The sequence below is a fragment of the Mesonia ostreae genome, from assembly GCF_031845265.1.
GTDB classification, from domain to species: domain Bacteria; phylum Bacteroidota; class Bacteroidia; order Flavobacteriales; family Flavobacteriaceae; genus Mesonia; species Mesonia ostreae.
Genome location: NZ_JAVRBG010000009.1, coordinates 1 through 24,477, shown reverse-complemented (window position 1 = coordinate 24,477; position 24,477 = coordinate 1). Strand labels below are relative to the sequence as shown.

Below are 24,477 nucleotides of genomic sequence, written 5' to 3'. Positions count from 1 at the left end.
TTTTTTTCTGAAAACATAAATACTTCCCGTTATATAATAATTACGCTGTGAACTATAAAACACTTCCGCGGAAGCCAAAATCAAGAGAATCTATTTTATCAAACTCTAAATAATACTTATAAAGATGTTTTAGTATCCTTTAAAACTAAACGATTACTTAGAATAAAAGATTTAACCCGCTGGAAGCTTTTATAAAACCTACTTTATGTAATTTAGCGGCGTTTAAAAATTTCTTCTACTTAAAATAATTAATTCATGGATTTTACTAACCCCTTAGTTTACGGTGTTCCTTGCTTTTTAGGCTTAATCGCCTTGGAGCTTACCTACAGTAAAAATTCAGGTAACAAAGATCTGTACAAATGGAAAGACCTGCTATCTAGTGTATCGCTTGGAATAGGATCTGCCGTGGTTGGCGCACTTGTAAAGACCGTTGGTATGATTTTGGTTTTTAGTGTTGCTTATGACCTATTTAATCCTTTGGTAGATGGAGTTCGTACCAATATTATGGGCTACGAATCTTTCGGTTATGCCTGGTACATTTGGATCATCTGTATGTTATTAGATGATTATGCCTATTATTGGTTTCATAGACAAAACCATATGGTGCGTTTTTTATGGGCGGCACATATTGTACATCATTCTTCAGACAATTTTAATTTAGGAACTGCGGTGCGTAATGGTTGGTTTACTATTTTTTACAAACCTTTCTTTTATGTATGGATTGTAATGATTGGTTTTCCTCCAGAAATGCTTGTAGTTTGTTTAGGAATTGAGGCTTTATGGCAATTTCAATTACACACTAAATACATTAAAAATTTAGGATTTCTAGAAAGCTTTATGAATACGCACACCATGCACCAAGTCCACCATTCTCGGAATATTGAATATATGGATAAAAATCACGGAGGCTTTCTTAATATTTTTGATCGGATTTTTGGCACCTGGAAAGAATTAGATGATTCTGTAGATATTGAATATGGAGTTACCGCACCTCCCAACTCCTACAATATATTTGTGATTTTAACGCACGAATATAAAAACATTTGGACAGATATGAAGAAATCCAAAAACTGGGGAGACAAATTTATGTATGCTTTTGGGCCTCCAGGATGGAGCCACGATGGAAGTACACTTACCGTAAAACAAATACGAAAAAAGATGAAAGAAGAGAAAATGGCAGCCTAGCAAATGCTATCATCACAATAAAAAACCTGTTGATCCTAGGGCTAACAGATTTTTTAATATGAATTTATAGAAATGATAAAAACATTTCTACTCTAAAATAGTTAGTTACAAATAAGTCTTGTATCTTTTTCTTGTTTCTTGTCTCTTGCTTCTTATCTCTAGGCTCTTGTTTATTTACCACTTCATTTTTTGCAATCTCACGGCATTTAAAATTGCTAGTAAAGCAACGCCAACATCTGCAAAAACGGCTTCCCACATAGTAGCTAATCCTCCAGCACCCAAGATTAAAACAATAGCTTTTACTCCGAAGGCTAAACCAATATTTTGCCAAACAATATGCCGTGTAGAACGACCTATTTTTATGGCCATTGCAATTTTACTAGGCTGATCTGTTTGTATGATGACATCTGCGGTTTCAATCGCTACATCACTTCCTAAACCGCCCATCGCAATCCCTACATCACTTGCAGCCAATACTGGGGCATCATTAATCCCGTCTCCAATAAAAGCAACTTTATGATCTGCTGACATCAGTTTTTCTACTTCAGTTAATTTATCTTCTGGAAGCAATCCGCCTTTCGCAGCATCTATTCCCAATTCTTTAGCTACTTGCTGCGTGATGGAATCTTTATCTCCTGAAAGCATCATTATTTTTGAAATCCCCGACTTTCTAATTTGTTTAATCGCTTGGTGGGCATCTTCCTTCAGTTCATCTGCAATAATCACGTAACCCGCAAATTTGTTCTCTATAGAAACCATAACGATAGATTCTACAATACTATCTGTTTCCTTCGGAACTTCAATATTATTGGAGGTTATCAAGGCTTTATTTCCGACTAAAACAATTTTACCATTCACCGTACCCTTCAATCCTTTTCCTGCTACTTCGGAAACATTGGTGGCCTCAAAATCTTCCCCTTCGGCTTTATATTCTAGAATAGCTTTGGCAATAGGATGCGTAGATTGCTCTTCCATCGCCATGAGGTATTTCATAAATTCTGCCTCTTCCCTATCTATAGCTTCTATCTGCTTAATCTTGAAAACCCCTTTAGTTACGGTTCCGGTTTTATCCATCACTACCGTAGTTACTTTGGTCATTTCATCCAAAAATGAGGCGCCTTTAAATAGAATTCCATTTTTTGAAGCAGCTCCAAGTCCGCCGAAATAACCCAACGGAATCGAAATCACTAAGGCACACGGACAAGAAATTACCAAGAAAATTAAAGCTCTATATAACCAATCCTGAAAAACATAATCTTCCACGAAGAAATATGGTAAAAACGTCAAGGCAATAGCTAGAAATACTACAATAGGCGTATAAATTCGTGCAAACTTTCTAATAAATAATTCGGTCTTGGACTTTCTTGCGGTGGCATTTTGAACCATATCAAGAATTCTGGCAATAGAACTGTCTTTAAACGCTTTGGTAGTTTCAATTTCAATAACGCCTTCTAAATTAATGCTTCCGGCAAATACTTTTTCGCCATTTGCAACCGAATCTGGTTTACTTTCTCCAGTTAAAGCTGCGGTATTAAATGAAGCTTTTTTAGAAAGTAAGATTCCGTCTAACGGAACTTTTTCTCCCACCCGAACTTGAACTTTCTCTCCAATCTCCACAGCTTCGGGATTTACGGAAGTGTAATCTTTATTTCGGTACACCAAAGCTTCATTCGGTCTTACATCAAGTAAGGCTTTGATATTTGATTTTGCTCTGTTAACGGCTGCATTCTGAAACAATTCGCCCACAGCATAAAACAACATTACTGCGACTCCTTCGGGATATTCGCCAATGGCAAATGCGCCGATGGTAGCGATAGACATCAGTAAAAATTCCGTAAAGAAATCCCCATTTAAAATACTCTTCCAACCTTCCTTTAACACAGGAAAACTTACAGGAGTATAGGCGACTATGTACCAGACAATTTCTACCCAGCCTTTAAAAAATGGCACTTTAAAGTAACTAAGTGCAATTCCCACAATTAACATGACAAAACTGATTATGGCAGGCAGGTAGCTCTTAAAATTTATTTCTTCGCCATCGTGACTATGACCATCGTCGTGCGCATGTTCAGCCGAGTGTTTCTCTACGTCTAAATCTCTAATGTTTTTCTTCTTTTTTATCATCTATGCCTCGAAAAATTATGTTGAATGCCGTTTTTATTCATGAAACCCGAAAATTTATAAATATTAAATCTCACAGGCCTCAAAAACTTGTAAGGTCTTTCGGAATACAAAGTATTTATTGCATTTGCAACACTATCTTCTTTTCTTTAATTTGAAATCTAAAGATAAAAAAACAACTCGAAAGCAAGCAAACAAAAATTACAATAGCCATAGGTAGCATATTTGTAGTGTCAAAACTACTAATGATAAAGGAAGCTACAGCCCCCATGGCCATTTTTAAACTTCCAACTAAGGCAGAAGCTCTTCCCGCTTTTTTTGTAAAAGGATAAAGAGACAATGCCGTAGTATTTGGGTTTTGAAAACCTAGGAGGAATAAAATTAAAAATAAATTGGTTACCGTTAAGTAGAAATTAGAATACCATAAACTATTGCCAATTAAAAGCAGCGCCAAAACCACAAGCAAAATGCTAATAACCTTAGAAACATGAAACGTAGTGTACCTTTTCAAAACCAGCCTATTAAGCTGTGAGCCAACAATAAGTCCGCCTGCATTTAATCCAAAAAGCCAACCAAATTCAGTTTCAGACAAATTAAAATTATCCATAAACAAGATTGGGGCATTCGAGATATAGGCGAATAAAGCGCCAATAGTAAAACTTCCTGCCATCGAAAAAGTAAGAAATACTTTGTTGGTTAAAATTCCGTAGTATTTTTTTAGCACTTTTCCCATTTTAAGCTCTACGGAAGCATCTGGAACAATACTTTCTGGCAGAAAACGATAAACACTAAAAAACATCAGTAAGGAGAAAACGGAGAGAATTAGAAAAATGACGTGCCACGAAAAGTGCGTAATTACAATTCCGCCCACGGTAGGTGCAATAATTGGAGCTCCGCCCATAATGAGCATTAAAAAAGAAATGGCTCTCGCTACTTCTTCTGGCGGAAAAATATCTCTCACCACAGCTTTTGCAGCTACCATTCCTCCTGAAGCTCCTAAAGCTAGAAAAAACCGAGAAGCCACCAACCACGTTAAACTTGGAGAGTAAGCACAACTTATAGCAGCGATAAAATAAACCACTAAGCCTATTAATAACGGTATTTTTCTACCGAATTTATCCATAATAGGACCATAAATTAACTGTCCTAAGGCAATTCCTATAAAATATGTGGTAAGGGAAAGACCGACTTCCTTTTTGCTCACCACAAATTCTCTGGCTATACTTTCAAAACTAGGTAAGTACATATCTATAGAAAACGGACCTAAAGCGATAAGTGTTCCCAGTACTAGTAAAATTACCCTTTCGCGCTTAGGATCTCGGACGGAAAAATTTTCTTGCATTTTGCAAATTTCGAGCAATCTCAATTCATTTAAAGACTATAATTTTCATTTAACATTTAATTAATGTTGACTATGTATTCTTGATTTTCTACAGTCAGTTAATTTTATTTGTTAATATTTTTAAGTCTTTACTTTACGGATTTCTTAACTGTATAAAAGATAATAACATATTGCTTTATACTTCTCGTTGTACTTTTTATTTGGCTCAGATTCTCATAAAAAACTCTTCAATTAACAAAACTAGATATCTCCAAATACATTTTTTTGAAAAAGCTTTTTAATCTTGAAAATTACAAACCAAAATTCCTATATTTGCTAACTTAAATAATTTGGGATGTAGCCCTTCGACATTTCGTCTGCGCTCAATGCAGGCATGCTCCTTGGGTGGCAGCTCAGGATAAACTGCACTACGCAAAGTGTAGATTTGATCAAGATTAATTAGTTTAAAATTAAACTATTTTGTTGTAAATATAAATTCGGGATGTAGCGCAGTCCGGTAGCGTACACGCCTGGGGGGCGTGGGGTCGCAGGTTCAAATCCTGTCATCCCGACTTAACGGAAAATGATTTAGCCTTGGGCTAAATCATTTTTTATTTGAAATAAGGATTCATTAAAATTCGATAAATACTTACGATGAAAGTAAACGCTCATATAAAAGCATGTACCGTAAAATTTAATACACTCGTAAAAACGAGCACTCCATCCCCTATTGGTGGCTGAGTGATTTTCTAAAGAAAATTGTATCGAAGCTATATTTCTGAAGATTTCAATACACTTGCACGCCAGCAGTGTATGATCTTAATTTTTTAATGAAGTACATAACAATATTCCGAATAAGTGCGGAATTACTCCTACATTCATACGTAAACTCATCTACAAGTCCGAGAATATGATATTTATCATATAATAAGCCTACTTAAATTTGTAGCTTTGAGTAATTATTGATGTTAAATTCATTAAAATTCTTAATTATGTCCAATTTTAAAAAAATTTTAGTAGCCACCGATTTTTCTGATAATGCCTCGGCAGTATATGATTTTACAGAAGAAATGGCTAAAGATTTTGATTCTAAAATAGATTTAGTTCATATTCTTCATGAGCCTGCATATTTTTCCGCAGATATTCCGCTAGTAACGCAACCTGTAGATGAATCACAAAGAAAAAGATATCTAGAAGGCAAGAAAGAAAAGTTAGAGACCGAATTTAAAAATAATATTTCTGAAGCCCATAGAGGTAAAACTATTTTAAAATTCGGAAACGCAGCAGATGAAATTAAAGCTTGTGCCCTAGAAGGTAACTATGATTTAATTATGATTGCCTCTCGGGGAGAAGGACATTCTATATTTAATAAAGGTAGCGTAACCGAAAAATTGATGCGTATTTCGCATACGCCCATATGGAGTGTTTTAAAGAATAGTGATACCAATTTAAAAACTATTATTGTGCCTACAGATGGATCTGATGTTTCGTTTGAAGCTCTTCCTCTTGCTCATAGCCTAGCAATTAAAAGAAATGCTAAGGTAGAATTAGTAAGTGTTTCCAAAACTAATTTCACCAATCCTATGATGGGTGAATTTATCCCTTATGCACATAATGATGAAGCGATTAAAGGCTATATTCTTAGGGGTTTAAAGGAATATACTAAGAAGGAGAATTCAAAACTTAGGATAAAAGAAGAGCCAAAATCGTCCAGTGGCGCTTTTCAAATAAAGGATAAAGACGGAAATACCGCAGACATTTCAATAGTGATCAAAAAAGGAGCTTCAGCACATTTAGCGGTAGTCGATTATGCCGAAAATAACGGACAATTGGTTGTTATTGCCACCCATGGTCACAGTAAGTTAGCTCGTATGTTTGTGGGATCTACTACAGCAAATGTATTTAGAAATTTGAAGATTCCCGTAATGACGATTAAACCTGAGTTTGTAAAATAGGAAATTTAATTATGGTATGTTCGACTATTTTTCTTCACTAGATTAAGAAAAATATATTGAAATCATAATCCATAGATTTCAATACACTCTCAAAAACCAGTATTCAAATAGTCGAGCTTGGTAGCTATATTATTTTTTAGAGAAAATTGTATCGAAGTCCTAGTCCAGTTCACTAAATACTACTCTTTAGAAAATCTTTTTAAAGACCAGAAAGACAATTATTGTGATAATAATAAATACCACAAATATAATTTTAGCGATTCCTGCTGCCGCTTCAGAGATGCCACCAAATCCAAAAATTGCAGCTACGATAGAAATGATAATACAAATTACAAGCCATTTTAACGTGATAGAAAGTTTTAAGTTCACTATTAAAAATACATTATTCTAATAATATTTATATTTATTACTATGCTTTTTTAACAAGACAGATGGTCAAAAAACTAATTCTAGAAAAACAATCGAAACCATAATCCGAAGATTTCGATACACTTGCAAAAGCAAGCACTCAATCACCTTAAATTCCAAAAATCGAGCTCGGTGGCTGAGTGATTTTCAAAAGAAAATTGTATCGAAGCCACATGCCATAGCTTTTGTTGCTCTCATAACAACTCCTATCCCCTTCTATTCTCTTATTCTAATTCGATATAAAGTAATTTAAAGCTTTGGGATGGTGTTGATGTATGAATTCTAGCTTACTCCGATTATACATGCGTACCGATTTTTGGTAATTTTCAAGGTCTGCGATTAATTTTTCTATGCGATTGGTAAAAGTTTCCAAAGCTTTTAAACCCTCAAATAAATATTCTAGACTTTCTATAGAATATACCCAGGTCTCTTCATCTAGCTCCGCAGGGTTCTATCCGTGCATTGCCATATTTCTCAAACTATTCACCAAAGTCGATTCATACACACTTCTCCCCTGCAAATCTATCTTGGAATACCCAATTAAATGATGAGACTGAGAATCGTTTCCAAACTCCAATAAGTCTTTGAGGTCAAACATCTGAAATTCTCCCAGTTGAGTAAGTTCATCTTTACGTTTCTCTAAGCGGTGAAGTTTACCTTCATAAAATCTTCTAGAGCTTTCATTTTTTCCAGCTCGGTATTTAAAATACTCTAAGATATCCTCGTTTCTAAAGTTTTTAAGAAAGAGGTATTGCCGCATATTTCTTTCGAAACTAAGCACATCATCCTGTATAGCGTGCAAAACCTTGGTTTGATTATAGTCAGAAAAATGAACGGTATCGGTTAAGACCTCTCCTTTAAAAACAAACAACACATTATTAGTATCGGCGTCAAATTTTTTGATCAAGAAATCTTAAAAAATTCTGTCTCCGACTTTTAACTTATTTTCGCATACGACTACTTTTTTCTTAAATTCCCCCTGCTGTAATTCAAAATAGTGTTTTTGAATCATAGTCTGGCATATTATCAATATTCAAAGTTTTGCAAATATGAATGCAGGCTTTTTCAACTTCTTTGTCATATTAAAGAATTTCTGGCTGCGCTATATCTCCAAAATTTAGTTTGAGGTGTTTCATAGGTTATCTTTTGTTAGCAGTTTTGCTGCTTTCTGTATCTTTTAATATCTTCTAAGTATACAAAATTATAGTTATTCTTGAATTCAATATCTTCTGATTTTTTAGCGAATATTCATTTACATTTTCGTTTAGTGTCCAGAATACAAGGCTATTGGTAAAGTCGCCGAGCGCCGGCCTGAAAGAGTTCCTTCAGGAAATAAGGCTCGTAATCATTCTGATAATTCCTTTGTTTCATTTCAGACGATTCAGGAAAGTCCACAATTAGAGAAAACCACCAAGACCCTAAAAATTCATTTAAAATATCTCACTATCAGATATCTAAATCAAAATAAGAAGAAATAAAAATTTAAAGCTTGATTTGGACATTGATATTACTAAAAGAAACTATTAAATGGTATAGAATCAACCTTTAATCAGAAAATTATAAACACTGTGCGTCCGACTTAGTATAACCAGAAAAAGCATTTTCTGCTAAGGAAATACTTCCACTTTTAAATTTTAATATCCTATTTTACGATTTATTGAAAACAAATAATCCGGAAAAAAATATACGAATTAAATTATTCATCGTAATATTGCAATATAACAATGAATTAAATATGGGAGTATCTAAAACAGAAATTTTTACAGAACGACAGAATGAAATTGCTCTTTTCGCAAAAGTCTTTGGGCATCCAGCACGTGTAGCCATTTTGCAACATTTATTCACTATTAAAACATGCGTTTGCGGGGACTTGGTAAACGAAATAAAATTGGCGCAACCCACCATTTCTCAGCACCTAAAAGAGTTAAAAAAATTAGGCTTAATTAAAGGAAATATTGAAGGAACGAGGGTTTGCTACTGTATAGATTTTAAAAATTGGACCGCAATGAAAGAGGTGATGCATCAGTTTTTAGACCAAGATATTCCAGAACCTGATTGCTGTTAGAAAATAAAAACATAAGCCATCTAATCCTGGCAATAAATACATATACTTATGAAAAATGAACAAGAATTAAAGGATATCGTGAAAGAACGCTATACGAAAATAGCGGAACAAGAAAAGACCTTAAATGCTTCTTCTTGCTGCGGCGCAACCACGCCTTCCAACAAAGTTTACAATATTATGATGGACGATTATTCCCAAACCAAGGGCTATGTAGAGGATGCCGATTTAGGCTTGGGCTGCGGACTTCCTACGGAATTTGCCAAAATAAAAAGGGGAGATACGGTAATTGATCTTGGATCTGGCGCTGGAAATGATTGCTTTGTCGCTAGAAACGAAACCGGAAGCGAGGGAAAAGTTATTGGTATTGACTTTACCTCCATTATGATAGAAAAAGCCCGTAGAAATGCAGAAAAATTGGGACTTAATAATGTAGAGTTTCGCGAAGGCGACATTGATGCTATGCCCGTTAATGAAAACGTGGCTGATGTTATTGTGAGCAATTGCGTGCTGAATTTAGTACCCAACAAAAAGAAAGTAATTGCAGAAATTTATAGAACCTTAAAATCTAGCGGTCATTTTAGCATTTCAGATGTGGTTTTGGTAGGCGAACTTCCAAATGCATTAAAAGAAGATGCCGAAATGTATGCCGGTTGTGTGGCTGGTGCGATTCAGAAATCTGATTATTTAGAATTAATCAAAAATGCTGGCTTCCAAAATATAAACATTCAAAAGGAAAAACCTATTCGTATTCCAGACGATATTCTTGAAAAATATCTCTCTAAGGAAGAGATGTCAGCTTTTAATACAAATGGAGCAGGAATCTTTAGTATTACGGTCTACGCCGAAAAAGAAGCAACCAAAAAACAGAAAATTCAACAAAACTCTGCTGTAGTTTCTTCTCAAAATTCTTGTGAGCCCAATACTGGATGTTGTTAACAGCAGTTTCTGTAAATTTTTTTATAGTGAAAGAACATATATCCACATTAACCAAGCTTACCAAAAATTATGGAAATATATTGAAGAAAATGCATCAAAAACACGCTTAAGAAGCCCAAAATTCGTCTTTCCAAGCTTGATCAGAAAAATCAATTTTTTGGTGCTGTATTTCAATTTCTCGCAGCTGCTCTTTTGAAGCAGCTGCTTCTATCTCATTATATAAAACGCGTTCTTCAAAACGAATATAACGACCTACCTCCTCTTCTATTCTATTCAATGCCTTATTCACTTCTTCGGTTTCGTTGAATAAACGCATTAGTCTGCGATGATTTGCCAAGGCTCTTTTTACCCGTACGTTATTTAAGCCTAGAATAGGAAAAACATACTTTTGCTCAATCTCAAAATGCGGTTCTAGATAGTTCTTCTTAAACCAATCTGCGTAGGCTTTAATTCTCGCAGTCTCGACACCATTTCGCAAACCTTCACTAATTTTCCATCCAAAGAATAATACTTTATAATGCTCCTCGCTCACGGGTTCTAAAGCTTCATGCCGTTTCGGAAATTTATTCATTTTAAATGGGTTTTAAGCTATTCTAATAATTTGATAGGAAGTGTACTTTCTAAAATCAACTTGATTTTTTGTATTCTTCCTAGTGAAACTGAAATATACAGAATTGTAATTCGAAAAACTACATAATAACCAATAGGCTCTTCGGATTCATACTATTTAAAGCGATTGTAAAAAGCTAAGAAATTATTTTTCTTTAAAAAAAAGCTTGAATAGCGAATTTAAACTTTTAGATTTTTGAAATTTACTTAAAAAGACTTCCAAATTAAACAGCAAAGCGTTCACTAAAGAACTGCAAATTCTTTCTCGATTTCCACGTCAACTTTCTCGTAACTCCTTATTCAAAACTTCGCCATTTCTTCTGAATAAAATAACCTATTTCCTTTAAAAAATACTAGGTTTTAAACGCAAAATCTGTCTATTTTATTGGCAAGAAAACCGAAGAATAGAACAAATAAATGCTTCGAGAAATACTCATTTAAGACCAATATAAACTTAAATTAAGCCCAATTAAAACCTGAAAATTTACATACGTTAACTACAGATTAAAGATTTTATGAAAAAGAGAATTGTTTTAAAATTTAAGGTGTATTATTTATGATATTATTCCTTAAAAACTAGGCTTAAAAAGTAAGTTTAGCTAAATAAATTCCTAATAAAAACTTTAAAGTTTAATCAAATTATAACTTTAAATAATACAACTTATTTATCTGATTTATAATTATATACAAATAAAATAAAATACCTTAGTGTCACTATGTCAGTTCGGGTGTAGTGTATACTTATTTCGACAATTAATTCCGACTTTGCCCGCCTCCACTTTTTATTCCAAATTTATAACTATAAGATTTTTCTATCGCTGTTTTTATGAGTTTTTGAAGGAAAATAGTTGTCTTCTAGTGCCTCATTTTGCACCCATAATCTTTTCTTTTTTGAGCTTAAAAAATATTACAAACAACAAGTTTAGAATGGCATAAATGTCGAATATAAAAAACCATCAACCTCATCAGATTTCAAAAATAATCAGTGTGAAAGATATAGCATTCAACTTCAAAAATAGTTTGCGTTTTGCATCAGAATTAATTTCCAAATCTCAATTTTATCTTCAATATCCAGTAATTTGATACTCCCCCATTTCAAAAAACCCTGTTTACTTCTATTACGTAAAAATAGGAATAATTCCTTTACTACGGATTTTTTCCTACTTAATAGTATGAAATAATATTTTAATATACTTTCTACAGCCTAGTTGCTATCAATCTAATTTATACGTTCTCTTTTCTATGCTCTACATTCTATTTCCTTTTTACTTATGTATTGAAGAATTCACTAAAATTATCGGTACTAAACAACAGTATAAAATTTTGAAATAAAAACTACAGATTAGTTACAATCAAGTCTATGCCCTATATTCTATCCTCTCTTTTCTAGCTTATTACTCGCATCCATTCACTTAAATTCTTATTTTAGCGTAAATTTTATATTCAACTTAAATTATAATCTTATGAAACGTATATTACTTACTACCACACTCTTGTCTGCATTGGCTTTTACAGCTTGCAAAGATGATAAAAAGACAGAAAGTTCTAATTCCGATTCTACGGTGACTGAACAAGAAATGACTTCAAAAGAAGAACAAAACAGAACTAATACTTCAAAACTGACCTTTAAAACAGATAAGGACGAGCAATTGGCAAACTCTTATTTCAATTTAAAAGATGCTTTGGTAAAAACGGACGCTACATCGGCAAAACAAGCGGCTAATGCCTTGTTAAAAAATTTAAGGGACGAGACACAAGTAGATTTGGCCAAAGAAATTGCTGAAAACGAAGATAATATTGAAGTGCAAAGAACTGCGTTTTCTAAACTTAGTGCCCTCTTAGCTCCTGTTTTTTCTAAACAAATAACTTCTGGTGAACTTTACAAGCAATATTGCCCAATGGCGTTCGATAATGAAGGTGCATTTTGGTTTTCCAGAGAAAAAGAAATTATGAACCCGTATTTTGGCGATAAAATGTTGCATTGTGGTTCTATTCAAGAAACTATCCAGTAAGCCAAATCCAAATTCACGTGAAAACTGGAATTTTTCATTAGATATTAAACAGAGTTCTTGACTCTATGCGTTTGGATAAGTTTAATGTACTATTTTCCTAAGAAATAATGGCGTCCTGAACGATTTTTAAATAAATTTTGAAAGCTCTCTTTTAAGTGGTTTTCGCAGTATTTTCAATCTTTAGGGTTATTTCTTTCAAAGCTCGTGTTTGGCCTATCGAAAATTTATCTTAAAACCTGCCTGAATGATAAGTCGGGCAGGTATGAAGTGAAGTGCCCGTAAAATTTTAAGCTGTCCGCCTGGACCGATACGGACGGGTTTGAGCCATCCTAAATATTCTTTAAAGATTAATTTTTATAGCGAGTTCCTAAAATTTAGGAGGCAAGCAAAAAATTTAGACAGAGTTTTGTAAGCCCAGATTTCCCGCCCAAACGTACTTCTTCGCTATGGGCAGGTTTTGGGTCGTTTTTTCATCAATGAAAAAAATGAACAGAGCTAATTACCTAGGAGAGGATTGCCTAAATAATTTAAAAAATACGCTGCTTCAAATACTTGTATTTAATTATTTCGTAATTTTACAAAAATCATATTTTTTGAGAGTTATCGCGCTTATATTTTCCATCTATATTCTAGGGATCAATTTCGTTCCTTGCAACGATGTAGCACAAGAAAATCTCTCTAATGATTTGGTAGAAAATGTAGCAAATACAGAGCAACATTCGCATTCTCACGACAATTTCTTAGATTTATGCTCTCCTTTTTGCCAGTGCCACTGTTGTCACATTCATGTGATTAAATATCAGGTAACCAATTTTGAAACCCTTCATAATGAGGCTTCTACACAAAAATTTGCACATATAGATAATTCTGGCAAAGACATTACCAACCCACTACTCCAACCTCCCCGAGTTTAATTCAGTAATTATAAGGATACGTATGTTCTTATTTTAAATTTCGCTTTCGCGGAATTGATACGTTTGATTTTTCAATATGTAGATTCTATTCACATTTCAAATCAAAATCGAACTTTTTTCAATCGAAACTTTTAGGCTTATTTCTAGAAATTCGATTTAACTGAATTAAAATTTATACCCATGATTAACAAAATCATTGATTTTTCCATTCACAACAAATTTGTGATTGGTCTCTTCACCCTCGTACTCATTGGTGCTGGGATTTGGAGTATGTCCAAAGTCCCCATTGATGCCGTTCCAGATATTACCAACAATCAAGTACAGGTCATTACCCAGTCTCCCAATTTGGGAACTCAAGACATAGAACAATTTGTAACCTATCCCGTAGAGATTGCCATGAGCAACCTGCCAAATGTTAAAGAGATCCGGTCTATTTCTAGGTTTGGACTTTCGGTAGTAACCATTGTTTTTGATGACGATATGGGAAATTACCTTCCGCGGCAATTGGTAGGCGAAAAACTGCCACAAGTTCTAAAACAAATTCCGCAAGGTTTTGGAGAGCCCGAAATGGGTCCAATCTCCACCGGACTCGGAGAAATCTATCAATACACATTAGAAGTAGAAGAAGAATTTAAAGATCAATATTCTCTCACCGAGCTACGAACCATGCAAGATTGGATTGTACGCAGACAAATGGCGATGGTTCCCGGCGTGATTGAAGTAAACGCCTTTGGGGGAAACAAAAAGCAATACGAAGTAGTCGTAAATCCACAAGATTTGCGAGCCATTGGAATGAGTATTTCCGAAGTATATACCGCATTAGAAAACAACAATCAAAATACAGGCGGCGCTTATATAGAACGTAACCACCAAGCAAACTTTATTCGTGGAGAAGGTTTGGCGAGAACCAAAGCAGACATCGAGAGTATTGTTGTAAAAACCCAAAATAACATTCCTATTAAAATAAGAGATATAGGAGAAGTAAGTATGGGTAGCGCTGTGCGTTATGGTGCATTAACTAAAGACGGAAAAGGCGAAGCCGTTGGTGGAATGGTGTTGATGTTAAAAGGAGCTAACTCCAACAACGTGATTAAAGAAGTGACACAGCGGGTAGAACAAATCCAAAAATCCTTACCTGAGGGAGTTTATATAGAACCTTTTCTAGACCGTAGTGAATTGATTGCCGAGACCACAGGAACAGTAAGAAATAACCTATTAGAAGGCGGACTTATAGTTATTTTCGTTTTGGTATTATTACTAGGAAATTGGCGCGGCGGACTAATCGTGGCCTCCACCATTCCGCTTTCTTTGCTTTTTGCTTTTATATTGATGAATGCGTTTGGCGTTTGGGCCAACCTCATGAGTTTGGGAGCTATCGATTTTGGTATTATTGTAGATGGTGCCGTGATTATTGTAGAAAGTACCGTCTTTTTATTATACAGTCAGATTCATAAAAAGAAGAAGCTTACTTCTTCACAGCGAGATGAAATCGCCTCAACATCATCTAAAAAAATGATGAATGCCGCATTCTTTGGGCAACTCATTATTCTTATTGTATTCTTACCCATTTTAGCTTTAGAAGGCGTGGAAGGAAAAATGTTTCAGCCAATGGCGCTCACTTTTATCTTTGCGATGATTGGTGCGATGCTGTTATGTCTTACCTACGTACCTATGGTTTCTGCTTTGTTTTTAAGAGCTCCAAAAACATCCAAGAAGTCTTACGGAGATAAATTTATTCTCGCTACACAGAATAAATACGAAGGTTTATTAACCAAATCGCTTAATAAAAGTAAACTTATTGTTGGCATTGCTGTAGGTCTTTTTGCGGTGACCATTTTTATGTTTACTCGTATGGGCGGAGAGTTTATTCCGCAGTTGGATGAAGGTGATATTGCTTTTCACGCCATCTTAAAACCTGGAAGTTCCTTAACCGAAACTACCAAAACCACTACCAAAATAGAGCAAATGATAAAAGCTGAATTTCCCGAAGCAAAACATGTCATTAGCCGAGTTGGCGTTGCCGATGTACCTACAGATCCTATGCCTATGGATATAGCCGACGTATTTGTGACCTTAAAACCTAAAGCTGAATGGACCTCAGCCAGCTCTAAAGAAGAATTAGTAGAGAAGATTAAAGAATCTATAAGTATGCTTCCAGGAGTAAATTATGAATTTACTCAGCCTATAGAGATGCGTTTTAACGAATTGCTAACTGGAGTGCGAGAAGATGTAGCCATTAAACTCTTTGGAGAAGATTTAGAAATTTTATCTAGCAAAGCTGAAGAAATGGGTAAGCTTATTGGAAACGTTCGTGGTGTAGCCGACATGAAAGTGGAAGCCACCAGCGGTCTTCCTCAAATTACTATAGATTATGACCGCTATAAAGTTGCTCGTTATGGCTTAAACATTAATCAGCTTAATCGTTTGGTGCAAGCTTCTTTTGCTGGTGGCCACGCAGGTGTTATTTTTGAAGGGGAAAAACGTTTTGATTTGGTGGTTCGGTTAAAAGAGGAAAATAGACAGAATATTGACGATCTTAAAAACTTATTTGTCCCACTTGCCAACGGAACTCAAATTCCGCTACGCGAATTGGCCAACATCGATTATGAGCCGGGACCTATGCAAATTAGTAGAGATAATACCAATAGAAGGACTTATGTGGGAATCAATATCAGAGATCGGGATGTAAAATCGGTCGTAGAAGAAATAAAAACCATTTTGGATGCCGAGTTTGAGCTTCCGCCGGGATATTACATTCGTTATGGAGGTGCTTTTGAAAATCTAGAACGTGCGAGCAACAAGTTGCAAACGGTTGTTCCTATTGCGTTAATCCTTATTTTTATACTCATTTACTTCGCCTTAAAATCTTTTTCGCAAACCTTAATGATTTATTTTGCCATTCCTATGGCGACCATTGGTGGTGTTTTTGCCTTGTGGTTGCGGGATATGCCGTTTAGTATTTCGGCAGGCGTAGGTTTTATTGTTCTCTTTGGGGTTGCCGTTCTTAACGGATTAGTGATGATTAGCGGCTTAAATGAACTTAAGGAAGAAGGCGTCACCAATCTAAAAGATAGAATAATTCAAGGAACCAAAAGAAGGATTAGACCGATTATGCTTACTGCATTAACAGATATTCTCGGTTTTCTACCAATGGCGATTTCCGCATCTGCGGGGGCCGAAGTACAACGTCCATTAGCGACAGTAGTAATTGGCGGTCTTATCACTTCCACTCTACTTACCTTGTTCATTTTACCTATATTTTACCAGTGGATCGAAAAACGAGCAGAAAGAGTAAGAATTAATAAGAATATAGTCGCTACCGCAATACTTCTCGGCGCTATTGCTATTCCTCAATGGAGTTCGGCACAAATTCAGCGAAAGCTAGAAAAAGAAGATTCTTTAACAGTGATTACCTTAAAAGAGGCGTTAGATTTGGCTGAAAAGAATTATCCTTTATTGAAAACAGGTCAGTTAGCGATTGAAAAACAAAAGCAACTTTCTTCCTTAGCCTATGATTTTGGTACAACTGAAATTTTTACGGGAGGCGAGGAAATTTCTAGCGAGCGTGGCACTTACACTTTGGTAGGTTTAGGACAAAAAGGGATTGATCTCTTTGGGATTTCCGCTAAAAAACGATTGGCTGAACAACAAGTGAAGTTAGCCGAAATTGCCTATCAACTCACGGAATTGGAAGTGAAAAAAGAAGTGCAGCAAGCGTGGAAATCTGTTTATATTGCACAAAAGCAATTCGTTTTATATAAAGAGTTAGATTCAGTATATCAAAAATTCGCTGAGGCAGTAAGACTTAATTATGAGTTGGAAGCTATTTCTAGACTGACTTTTGCTTCGGCGAAAAATCAGGCTTTGCAGATTCAAAATAAGTTGCAGCAAGCAAAGCAAGATTATTTGGTGCGTTTGCAGCAATTTAATCTCTGGCTGATGGCTGATGAGTTGTATAGCGTTCCGCTTCAGTTTAAAGATGAAGATGTTGCCTTAATAGGAAAAGAATTTGAGTTGCAAAATCATCCCGAATATCAAGCTTCGCAACAACAAATAGAAACTTTTAAAGCAGAATACAAAGCAGCAAAAGCCGACCGCTTGCCTAAATTAAATCTTCAGGGAGGTTGGCAAAAAGTAAATGGTTCCACCGATTTTTATAGTTACCAAGCAGGAATTTCAGTTCCGTTATTTTCTGGAACAGAGAAAAACCGAGTTCAAACGGCAAAAATCAATCAGCAAATTGCAACCACAGAAGCTGAGTTTACTAAAAGTCAATTAAAAAGCACTTATTTACAATCTTGGGAAACCTATAAAAAATGGCAAAATACTTGGCGGTTTTATAAAAATGAAAGTCTGCCTTTAGCCAAAGAGCAACGCAAAGGCGCATTATTGGCGTATAAAGAAGGAGCCGTAGATTATACCGGGTTTACTCAAATGATGCGTGATGCCATCCAAATTGAGCAGGATGCGATGACTGCTTTAGAAAACTATCTTACACAAAGCTTTGAAATACAATATTTTAAAAATTAAATTATGAAAAAATCAATTTTATATAAATTTCCTGTAATTCTTGTATTGATTCTTGCGCTTATAAGCTGTCAAGAGCAGTCAAAAGAAGATGAGCACAATTCTACTTCAGGAAAAGAAGAAAAAAATACTGATGAAGGGAATCACGAAGAAGAAGTGATGCTGAGCGCGCAGCAGTTTGAGGCGCTACAAATGAAAATAGATACTATTTCTTTACGGAATATGAGCGGTTTTGTGGAAGCCAACGGAGAGTTGGAAGTTCCGCCGCAAAATGAAGCTGTAATCACTTCGGTTATGGGTTCTAACATTGCGTCTATTGAGGTGATTGAAGGAGAACAAGTGAAAAAAAACCAAGTGGTGGCATATTTGTCGCACCCCAACATCGTACAAAAACAAACCGATTACCTCAATGCCTACAGCAATAGTGAATATTTAAAAAAGGAATATGAGCGCCAAGAGAAATTGTATAAAGCCGGCGTGGGTTCTGGTATGAATTTTCAGAAAGCAGAAGCAGACTACAAGGCTGCTAAGGCGATGATGCAAGGACTTAAAGCTCAGTTAAAGCAATTAAATATTTCTACCGCAGGGGTACAAAACGGAACTATTTATCAAAAAATAGCGCTTAAAAGTCCGATTGAAGGTTTTGTACAAGACGTCAAAATTAAAACCGGACAATATGTAGAACCACAAACCAGCTTGTTTGAGATTGTAAACACCCATCACATTCACGCCGATTTAATGGTGTTTGAAAAGGATGTGAATAAAGTAAAAAAAGGACAAAAGATACGTTTTTCTATTCAGTCGCTTCCTAGAGAAGAGTTGACAGCCGAGATATATTCCGTAGGAAAAACTTTTGAGCAAAATCCCAAAGCGGTTCACGTACACGCCGAAATTGATAACAAAAACGATAATCTTCTTCCAGGAATGTATATTCAGGGTCGTATTGAAGTAGAAAATAACAAAACACAAGCTTTTCCAGTAACTGCAATAGCCAAAGAGGGAGGAAAATCTTATGTCTTTACGGCAGAACGAGAAGGAGATGCTTGGAGTTTTAAACCATTAGAAGTGAGAACTTCTAATAAGGAAGGTGATTGGATTGCGGTTAAATTTTTAGAAAAACCAAAAATTACAGCTAAGTTTGCCATTAACAACGCTTATTACCTGATGGCCGAACTTAAAAAAGGAGATGCAGAGCATAGTCATTAATTTACTGGAGTTTTAATCTATTTTTAGATTTCAAATGTCATATCGAGCGCCAGCCAGAAAGAATTCATTCTGGCCGGGAGTCAAGATACCAGTGATGAAAGAAGGGTTCTCATATCCACCCCCTTTTTTACAAGTAAAAAAGACCCCTCCTTGCTTAAGGAGGGGAGCTTTTGATTCATGTTTTTACTGTATTAAGAAGTAAATAAGAAAGAATAATAAATTACTTAGAGTTTTGGGAATTATAAAAATTTTAAAAAGCTCTTTCCCTTAATAAGGGAAGAGCCTGTGCTGAGCTTGGTCCAAGTATGGCATTCCGAAGGAATGATGGAAGGGTTTTACGGCTGCATTTTATTCCGCGAAAGCGCTATTAAAATTCTTATCAAACTATAAATATGGCATTATCTATAAAAAAATATAGAATTGCTTCCTAAAAATAGTAATTTTGCGAATTCACAAAGGATAAATTATGCTTATTATAGGAATTGCAGGCGGTACAGGAGGTGGTAAAACAACTGTTGTAAATACCATTGTAGAAGAATTGCAACACGAAGAAGTGGCTGTGATTTCGCAAGACTCTTATTACCGGGAGACGAACGAGCTTTCTTATGATGAACGTACACAGATCAATTTTGATCACCCGCAATCCATCGACTTTGACTTGCTGGTAAGCCATTTGAAGGAATTAAAGAAAGGAAATTCAATAGAGCAGCCCGTGTATTCTTTTGTAGATCACAATCGTACAGGAAAAACCATCACCACAGTGCCAAAAAAAGTAATGATTGTTGAAGGGATTCTTATTCTCACCAATCCCAAATTGAGAAAGATGTGTGACATCAAAATATTTGTTCATGCAGATAGTGATGAGCGTTTGATAAGAAGACTAAAACGAGATATTAACGAACGCGGCAGAGATATTGACGAGGTGCTTAATCGTTATCAAACCACCTTAAAACCTATGCACCAGCAGTTTATTGAGCCTACCAAGGAATATGCAGACATCATTATTCCTTACAACCGTTACAACACCGTGGCTGTTGATATTGTGCAAACAATTATTAGACAGCGTTTAGACTAATTTTGTATCTTCGCTCTTATGGGTCTTAAAGCGCTTTTAAAAAATAGATGGTTTCGCATCATCAGCAATAAATATGTGCTTATTTTATTGCTTTTTGGCGTCTGGATGCTGTTTCTAGACAGTAATTCTTGGTTGGTACATCAAGAATTAAATGAAGATATAAATGAGCTCAAAGACAATAAAGCCTTTTATAGAGCTGAAATCACTCACGATACAACCATCATTAACGGATTAAATGATTCTTCTGCTTTAGAAAGATATGCTCGCGAAGAATATTTTATGAAAAAAGAAGATGAAGAAATCTATATTATAGAATACGATAGCACTCCAAAAAATAAGCCATGACAAAAAATTTAATGAAAGATTTTGAGGCGGTAACCGCTAAAGAATGGAGACAAAAAATACAAGTTGATTTAAAAGGAGCTAACTATGAAAGTTTGATCACACATACTCCAGAAGGAATTGACATTAAACCTTTTTACCATCAAGAGGATTTACAAAACAAGCCTTCCATTGCAAGTCCGCAGGATTGGAATATTGTTGAAAAATTAATGGTGAGTGATTCTAATAAGATTGTAGATGATATTAACTACAGTTTAAGTAAAGGTTCAGAATCATTATGGTTAGTGATTGAAAGTGAATCGGTTAATCTGGTTGAAATCTTAAAAAATATAGACTTAGAACATACACCTATTTATGTAGAATTTCAGTTTGTTAATCCCAAATATATCATCACTTTCTCGGAATTTTTAAAAGGAAATAAACATCAAATCCGTATAGGAATTGATCCTATAGGAGAACTTGCAGCCACTGGAAATTGGTTTCATTCCTTAAAAAATGATCAAGAAGCTTTAGATTATATCTTAGCGCATACTTCAAATTTGACAGCTCATATAAGCATAGATACAAGTATTTACCAAAATGCAGGCGCTAATATGGTGCAACAATTGGCGTATGCTTTAGCGCACGCCAATGAATACCTTAATCAGCATTTCAAAGTTCTAAAAACACAGAAACTTATCTTCAAAGTGGCAGTAGGCTCAAACTATTTCTTTGAAATTGCTAAACTTAAAGCCCTGAGACAGCTTTATGCTAGCCTAGCTGCCGAATATCAACTACCAGAAGAAATTGAAATACTGACTTATCCTTCAGATCGTAACAAGACTATTTACGATTACAACGTTAATTTACTGCGAACTACCACCGAGTGTATGAGTGCTATTTTAGGAGGATCTGATTTTATTTGTAATCTGGCTTACGACAAGATTTTTCATAAAGAAAATGAATTTGGAAGCAGAATCGCTAGAAATCAATTACTTATATTAAAGAATGAAAGTCATTTTGACAAAGTAAGCAATCCTACAGATGGCACCTATTACATAGAAGATCTTACGCAACAACTGGCCGAAAAAGCTTTAGCACTTTTTAAAAGTATGGAGAAAGGAGGCGGATTTTTAGTGCAGCTAAAAGAAGGAATTATTCAGCGAAAAATAAAAGAAGCCGCTCAAAAGGAACAAGAAGAATTTAATGCTGGAAAATCTATTTTGGTAGGAACCAATAAATACGAAAATCCAGAGGATAAAATGAAAAATGATTTGGAGCATTCTCCATTTTTAGAGAAGAAAGAAAGAAAAACTTTGCTCCCTCCTATCATTAAAAGACGTTTAGCAGAAACCTTAGAACAAGAACGATTAAAGAAAGAATAGTGATACGCGTGTTATCCTGCTGAAAAAATTTCTGCTGAAAGCTAAACTTTAGATGAACTAAATTTTATCAACCCAAAAGCTATCTAAAAAAGAAGTCTACTATGAAAAGAAAAGACCTTCAACATATAGAGTTAAAAAATAAACCCAATAAAGATGTAAAAAGCAGCACTTACACTACTGCAGAAAACATTGAGTTAAAGTCTGCCTATCAAAAAGAAGATTTAGAAGAGGTAGATCATCTAAATTTTGCAGCAGGAATTCCGCCTTACTTAAGAGGCCCCTACTCTACCATGTATGTAAAACGGCCGTGGACGATTCGGCAATATGCTGGGTTTTCTACCGCAGAAGAAAGTAACGCTTTTTATAGGAGAAATCTAGCAGCAGGCCAAAAAGGACTTTCCGTCGCTTTTGATTTGCCTACACATAGAGGTTATGACAGTGATCACGATCGCGTGGTAGGCGATGTGGGTAAAGCTGGAGTTGCAATAGATTCGGTTGAAGATATGAAGGTTTTATTTGATCAAATCCCGCTCGATAAAATGTCGGTTTCCATGACGATGAATGGTGCGGTTTTACCCATTATGGCGTTTTATATCGTCGCTGCGGAAGAACAAGGTGTACAGCCTGAAAAATTAGCAGGAACCATTCAAAATGATATTCTTAAGGAGTTTATGGTGCGTAACACCTACATCTATCCTCCCACACCTTCCATGAAAATTATTTCTGATATTTTTGAGTACACTTCTAAAAAGATGCCAAAATTTAATAGCATTAGTATCTCTGGATATCATATGCAAGAAGCGGGTGCCACCTGTGATATTGAATTGGCGTATACTTTGGCAGACGGGCTAGAATACATCCGTAAAGGATTAGACGCAGGAATGGATATTGATTCTTTCGCACCTCGTCTTTCATTCTTTTGGGCCATTGGACTCAACCATTTTATGGAAGTTGCCAAAATGCGTGCTGCTCGTATGTTGTGGGCAAAATTAGTAAAACAATTTAATCCGAAGAATCCAAAATCCCTCGCCTTAAGAACACACTGCCAAACTAGCGGGTGGAGTTTAACAGAGCAAGATCCTTTTAATAATGTAGCGAGAACCTGTATAGAAGCTTCGGCGGCAGCTTTTGGCGGAACCCAGAGTTTACACACCAATGCTTTAGATGAGGCCATCGCCTTACCTACAGATTTTTCGGCAAGAATTGCAAGAAATACGCAGTTGTATCTCCAAGATGAAACTCAGATCACCAAAACGGTAGATCCTTGGGCAGGAAGTTATTATGTAGAAAAGCTAACCCAAGATATTATGGAGGAAGCTTGGAAACTTATTGAAGAGGTGGAAGAGCTTGGCGGAATGACCAAAGCGATTGAAAACGGAATTCCAAAACTTCGCATTGAAGAAGCAGCAGCCAAAAAACAAGCAAGAATTGATAGCGGAAAAGACATTATTGTTGGGGTCAATCAATACCGTAGAGACAAGGAAGATCCTATCGTAACGCTAGAAGTAGACAATCAAACGGTCAGAAAACAGCAGCTTAAACGTTTAGCAGAAATAAAAACCACTAGAAATCAAGAGAAAGTAAGCAAAGCACTAGAGGATTTAACGCAATCTGCAAAGACAGGTGAAGGAAATTTATTAGCTTTAGCGGTAGAAGCTGCCAGAGAACGCGCGAGTATTGGCGAAATTAGCGATGCGCTAGAAAAAGAATTTGGCAGGTATAAAGCACAAATAAAATCATTTAGCGGCGTGTATAGTAAAGAGATGAAAGACGATTCTTCGTTTAGCAAAGCGAAAGATTTAGCAAATAAATTTGCCGATTTAGAAGGTCGCCGACCAAGAATCATGGTTGCAAAAATGGGACAAGACGGTCACGATCGTGGCGCAAAAGTAGTCTCTACAGGATATGCAGACGTCGGCTTTGATGTAGATATAGGTCCGTTATTTCAAACGCCACAAGAAGCAGCTAAACAAGCTGTAGAAAATGATGTGCACGTATTGGGAGTTTCCTCTCTTGCTGCTGGACACAAAACCTTGGTGCCGCAAGTAATTGAAGAACTTAAAAAATTGGGCCGAGAAGATATTATGGTAATTGTAGGCGGAGTTATTCCTTCGGCAGATTATGACTATTTATTTGATGCGGGAGCGGTTGCTGTTTTTGGTCCGGGTACCAAAATTAGTGATGCAGCAATTCAAATACTGGATATTTTGATTGATTCTGTGGCTTAAATCGGAACTCGGGGACTTTTGTTCCTAGGCAATAGTTGATGTAGACTTGCCATTCAGAAGAAGGTTCGCTTGAAAGAATTCAACTCGATTAGGATGAAATGGTTATTCTCAATCTATGTTCTAGTATTTAGGGCTAGATTCAAGTAATAAACGCAACTTTTGAGTTAAACAAAAGTTTTTCCATCATTTCTAATGGTGTATCAAAATTA

At 35.6% G+C, this 24,477-nt stretch carries 17 protein-coding genes and 1 tRNA gene; 13 read left to right on the top strand and 5 right to left on the bottom strand.

The window, feature by feature from the left end; genetic code table 11:
• Positions 1-255 precede the first annotated feature (255 nt).
• Positions 256-1,185 carry a sterol desaturase family protein gene (locus RLT85_RS09870; RefSeq protein ID WP_311401871.1) on the top strand — a complete coding sequence of 310 codons (930 nt, stop codon included), beginning with the start codon at positions 256-258 and terminating at the stop codon, positions 1,183-1,185.
• A gap of 174 nt (positions 1,186-1,359) precedes the next feature.
• On the opposite strand, the gene RLT85_RS09865 is transcribed toward RLT85_RS09870, so the two are convergent.
• Positions 1,360-3,309, bottom strand: a complete 1,950-nt coding sequence (locus RLT85_RS09865; RefSeq protein WP_311401870.1) for a heavy metal translocating P-type ATPase — start codon at positions 3,307-3,309, stop codon at positions 1,360-1,362.
• 115 nt (positions 3,310-3,424) lie between these two features.
• Positions 3,425-4,648 carry a multidrug effflux MFS transporter gene (locus tag RLT85_RS09860; RefSeq protein ID WP_311401869.1) on the bottom strand — a complete coding sequence of 408 codons (1,224 nt, stop codon included), beginning with the start codon at positions 4,646-4,648 and terminating at the stop codon, positions 3,425-3,427.
• Between the two features lie 477 nt (positions 4,649-5,125).
• On the opposite strand from RLT85_RS09860, the gene RLT85_RS09855 reads away from it, so the two are divergent.
• Together RLT85_RS09855 and RLT85_RS09850 are read left to right on the top strand one after the other, a co-directional pair.
• Positions 5,126-5,199: transfer RNA gene (locus RLT85_RS09855), tRNA-Pro, on the top strand.
• 420 nt (positions 5,200-5,619) lie between these two features.
• Positions 5,620-6,582: a universal stress protein gene (locus RLT85_RS09850; protein ID WP_311401868.1), complete on the top strand. Its 963-nt coding sequence runs from the start codon at positions 5,620-5,622 to the stop codon at positions 6,580-6,582.
• Between the two features lie 186 nt (positions 6,583-6,768).
• On the opposite strand, the gene RLT85_RS09845 is transcribed toward RLT85_RS09850, so the two are convergent.
• Together RLT85_RS09845 and RLT85_RS09840 are read right to left on the bottom strand one after the other, a co-directional pair.
• Positions 6,769-6,951, bottom strand: a complete 183-nt coding sequence (locus RLT85_RS09845; protein WP_311401867.1) for a DUF1328 family protein — start codon at positions 6,949-6,951, stop codon at positions 6,769-6,771.
• Between the two features lie 490 nt (positions 6,952-7,441).
• The gene (locus tag RLT85_RS09840; protein WP_311401866.1) at positions 7,442-7,897 is read right to left on the bottom strand and encodes a hypothetical protein; all 456 of its coding nucleotides are present in this window, start codon (positions 7,895-7,897) and stop codon (positions 7,442-7,444) included.
• Between the two features lie 828 nt (positions 7,898-8,725).
• Here RLT85_RS09840 and RLT85_RS09835 point away from each other — a divergent pair.
• Both RLT85_RS09835 and RLT85_RS09830 read left to right on the top strand, forming a co-directional pair.
• Positions 8,726-9,055 (top strand): ArsR/SmtB family transcription factor, encoded by a 330-nt coding sequence (locus RLT85_RS09835; protein WP_311401865.1) that lies wholly within the window; start codon positions 8,726-8,728, stop codon positions 9,053-9,055.
• 48 nt (positions 9,056-9,103) lie between these two features.
• Positions 9,104-9,991 carry an arsenite methyltransferase gene (locus tag RLT85_RS09830; RefSeq protein WP_311401864.1) on the top strand — a complete coding sequence of 296 codons (888 nt, stop codon included), beginning with the start codon at positions 9,104-9,106 and terminating at the stop codon, positions 9,989-9,991.
• A gap of 106 nt (positions 9,992-10,097) precedes the next feature.
• On the opposite strand, the gene RLT85_RS09825 is transcribed toward RLT85_RS09830, so the two are convergent.
• A complete protein-coding gene (locus tag RLT85_RS09825) occupies positions 10,098-10,562 on the bottom strand; it encodes a hemerythrin domain-containing protein (protein WP_311401863.1) in 465 nt (154 codons plus the stop codon).
• A 1,501-nt stretch (positions 10,563-12,063) separates the two neighbouring features.
• Between RLT85_RS09825 and RLT85_RS09820 the strand changes: the two genes are divergently transcribed.
• The 8 genes from RLT85_RS09820 (at position 12,064) to scpA (ending at position 24,268) form a co-directional block, all read left to right on the top strand.
• On the top strand, positions 12,064-12,612 hold the full coding sequence (locus RLT85_RS09820; RefSeq protein WP_311401862.1) for a DUF3347 domain-containing protein: 549 nt from the start codon (positions 12,064-12,066) through the stop codon (positions 12,610-12,612).
• A 593-nt stretch (positions 12,613-13,205) separates the two neighbouring features.
• Entirely contained in the window at positions 13,206-13,526 is a 321-nt protein-coding gene (locus RLT85_RS09815) for a DUF6660 family protein (RefSeq protein WP_311401861.1), read from the top strand.
• Between the two features lie 180 nt (positions 13,527-13,706).
• The gene (locus RLT85_RS09810; protein WP_311401860.1) at positions 13,707-18,056 is read left to right on the top strand and encodes a CusA/CzcA family heavy metal efflux RND transporter; all 4,350 of its coding nucleotides are present in this window, start codon (positions 13,707-13,709) and stop codon (positions 18,054-18,056) included.
• 3 nt (positions 18,057-18,059) lie between these two features.
• Positions 18,060-19,259, top strand: coding sequence for an efflux RND transporter periplasmic adaptor subunit (locus RLT85_RS09805; protein WP_311401859.1), 1,200 nt, complete (start codon positions 18,060-18,062; stop codon positions 19,257-19,259).
• A gap of 466 nt (positions 19,260-19,725) precedes the next feature.
• Complete coding sequence (gene udk, locus RLT85_RS09800; RefSeq protein ID WP_311401858.1) at positions 19,726-20,334, top strand: uridine kinase; 609 nt, start codon at positions 19,726-19,728, stop codon at positions 20,332-20,334.
• 18 nt (positions 20,335-20,352) lie between these two features.
• Positions 20,353-20,679 (top strand): FtsB family cell division protein, encoded by a 327-nt coding sequence (locus RLT85_RS09795; protein ID WP_311401857.1) that lies wholly within the window; start codon positions 20,353-20,355, stop codon positions 20,677-20,679.
• Complete coding sequence (locus tag RLT85_RS09790; RefSeq protein ID WP_311401856.1) at positions 20,676-22,040, top strand: methylmalonyl-CoA mutase subunit beta; 1,365 nt, start codon at positions 20,676-20,678, stop codon at positions 22,038-22,040. The genes RLT85_RS09795 and RLT85_RS09790 overlap by 4 nt, the downstream gene beginning before the upstream one ends.
• 101 nt (positions 22,041-22,141) lie before the next feature.
• The gene (gene scpA / locus RLT85_RS09785) at positions 22,142-24,268 is read left to right on the top strand and encodes a methylmalonyl-CoA mutase (RefSeq protein ID WP_311401855.1); all 2,127 of its coding nucleotides are present in this window, start codon (positions 22,142-22,144) and stop codon (positions 24,266-24,268) included.
• Positions 24,269-24,477: the final 209 nt, after the last annotated feature.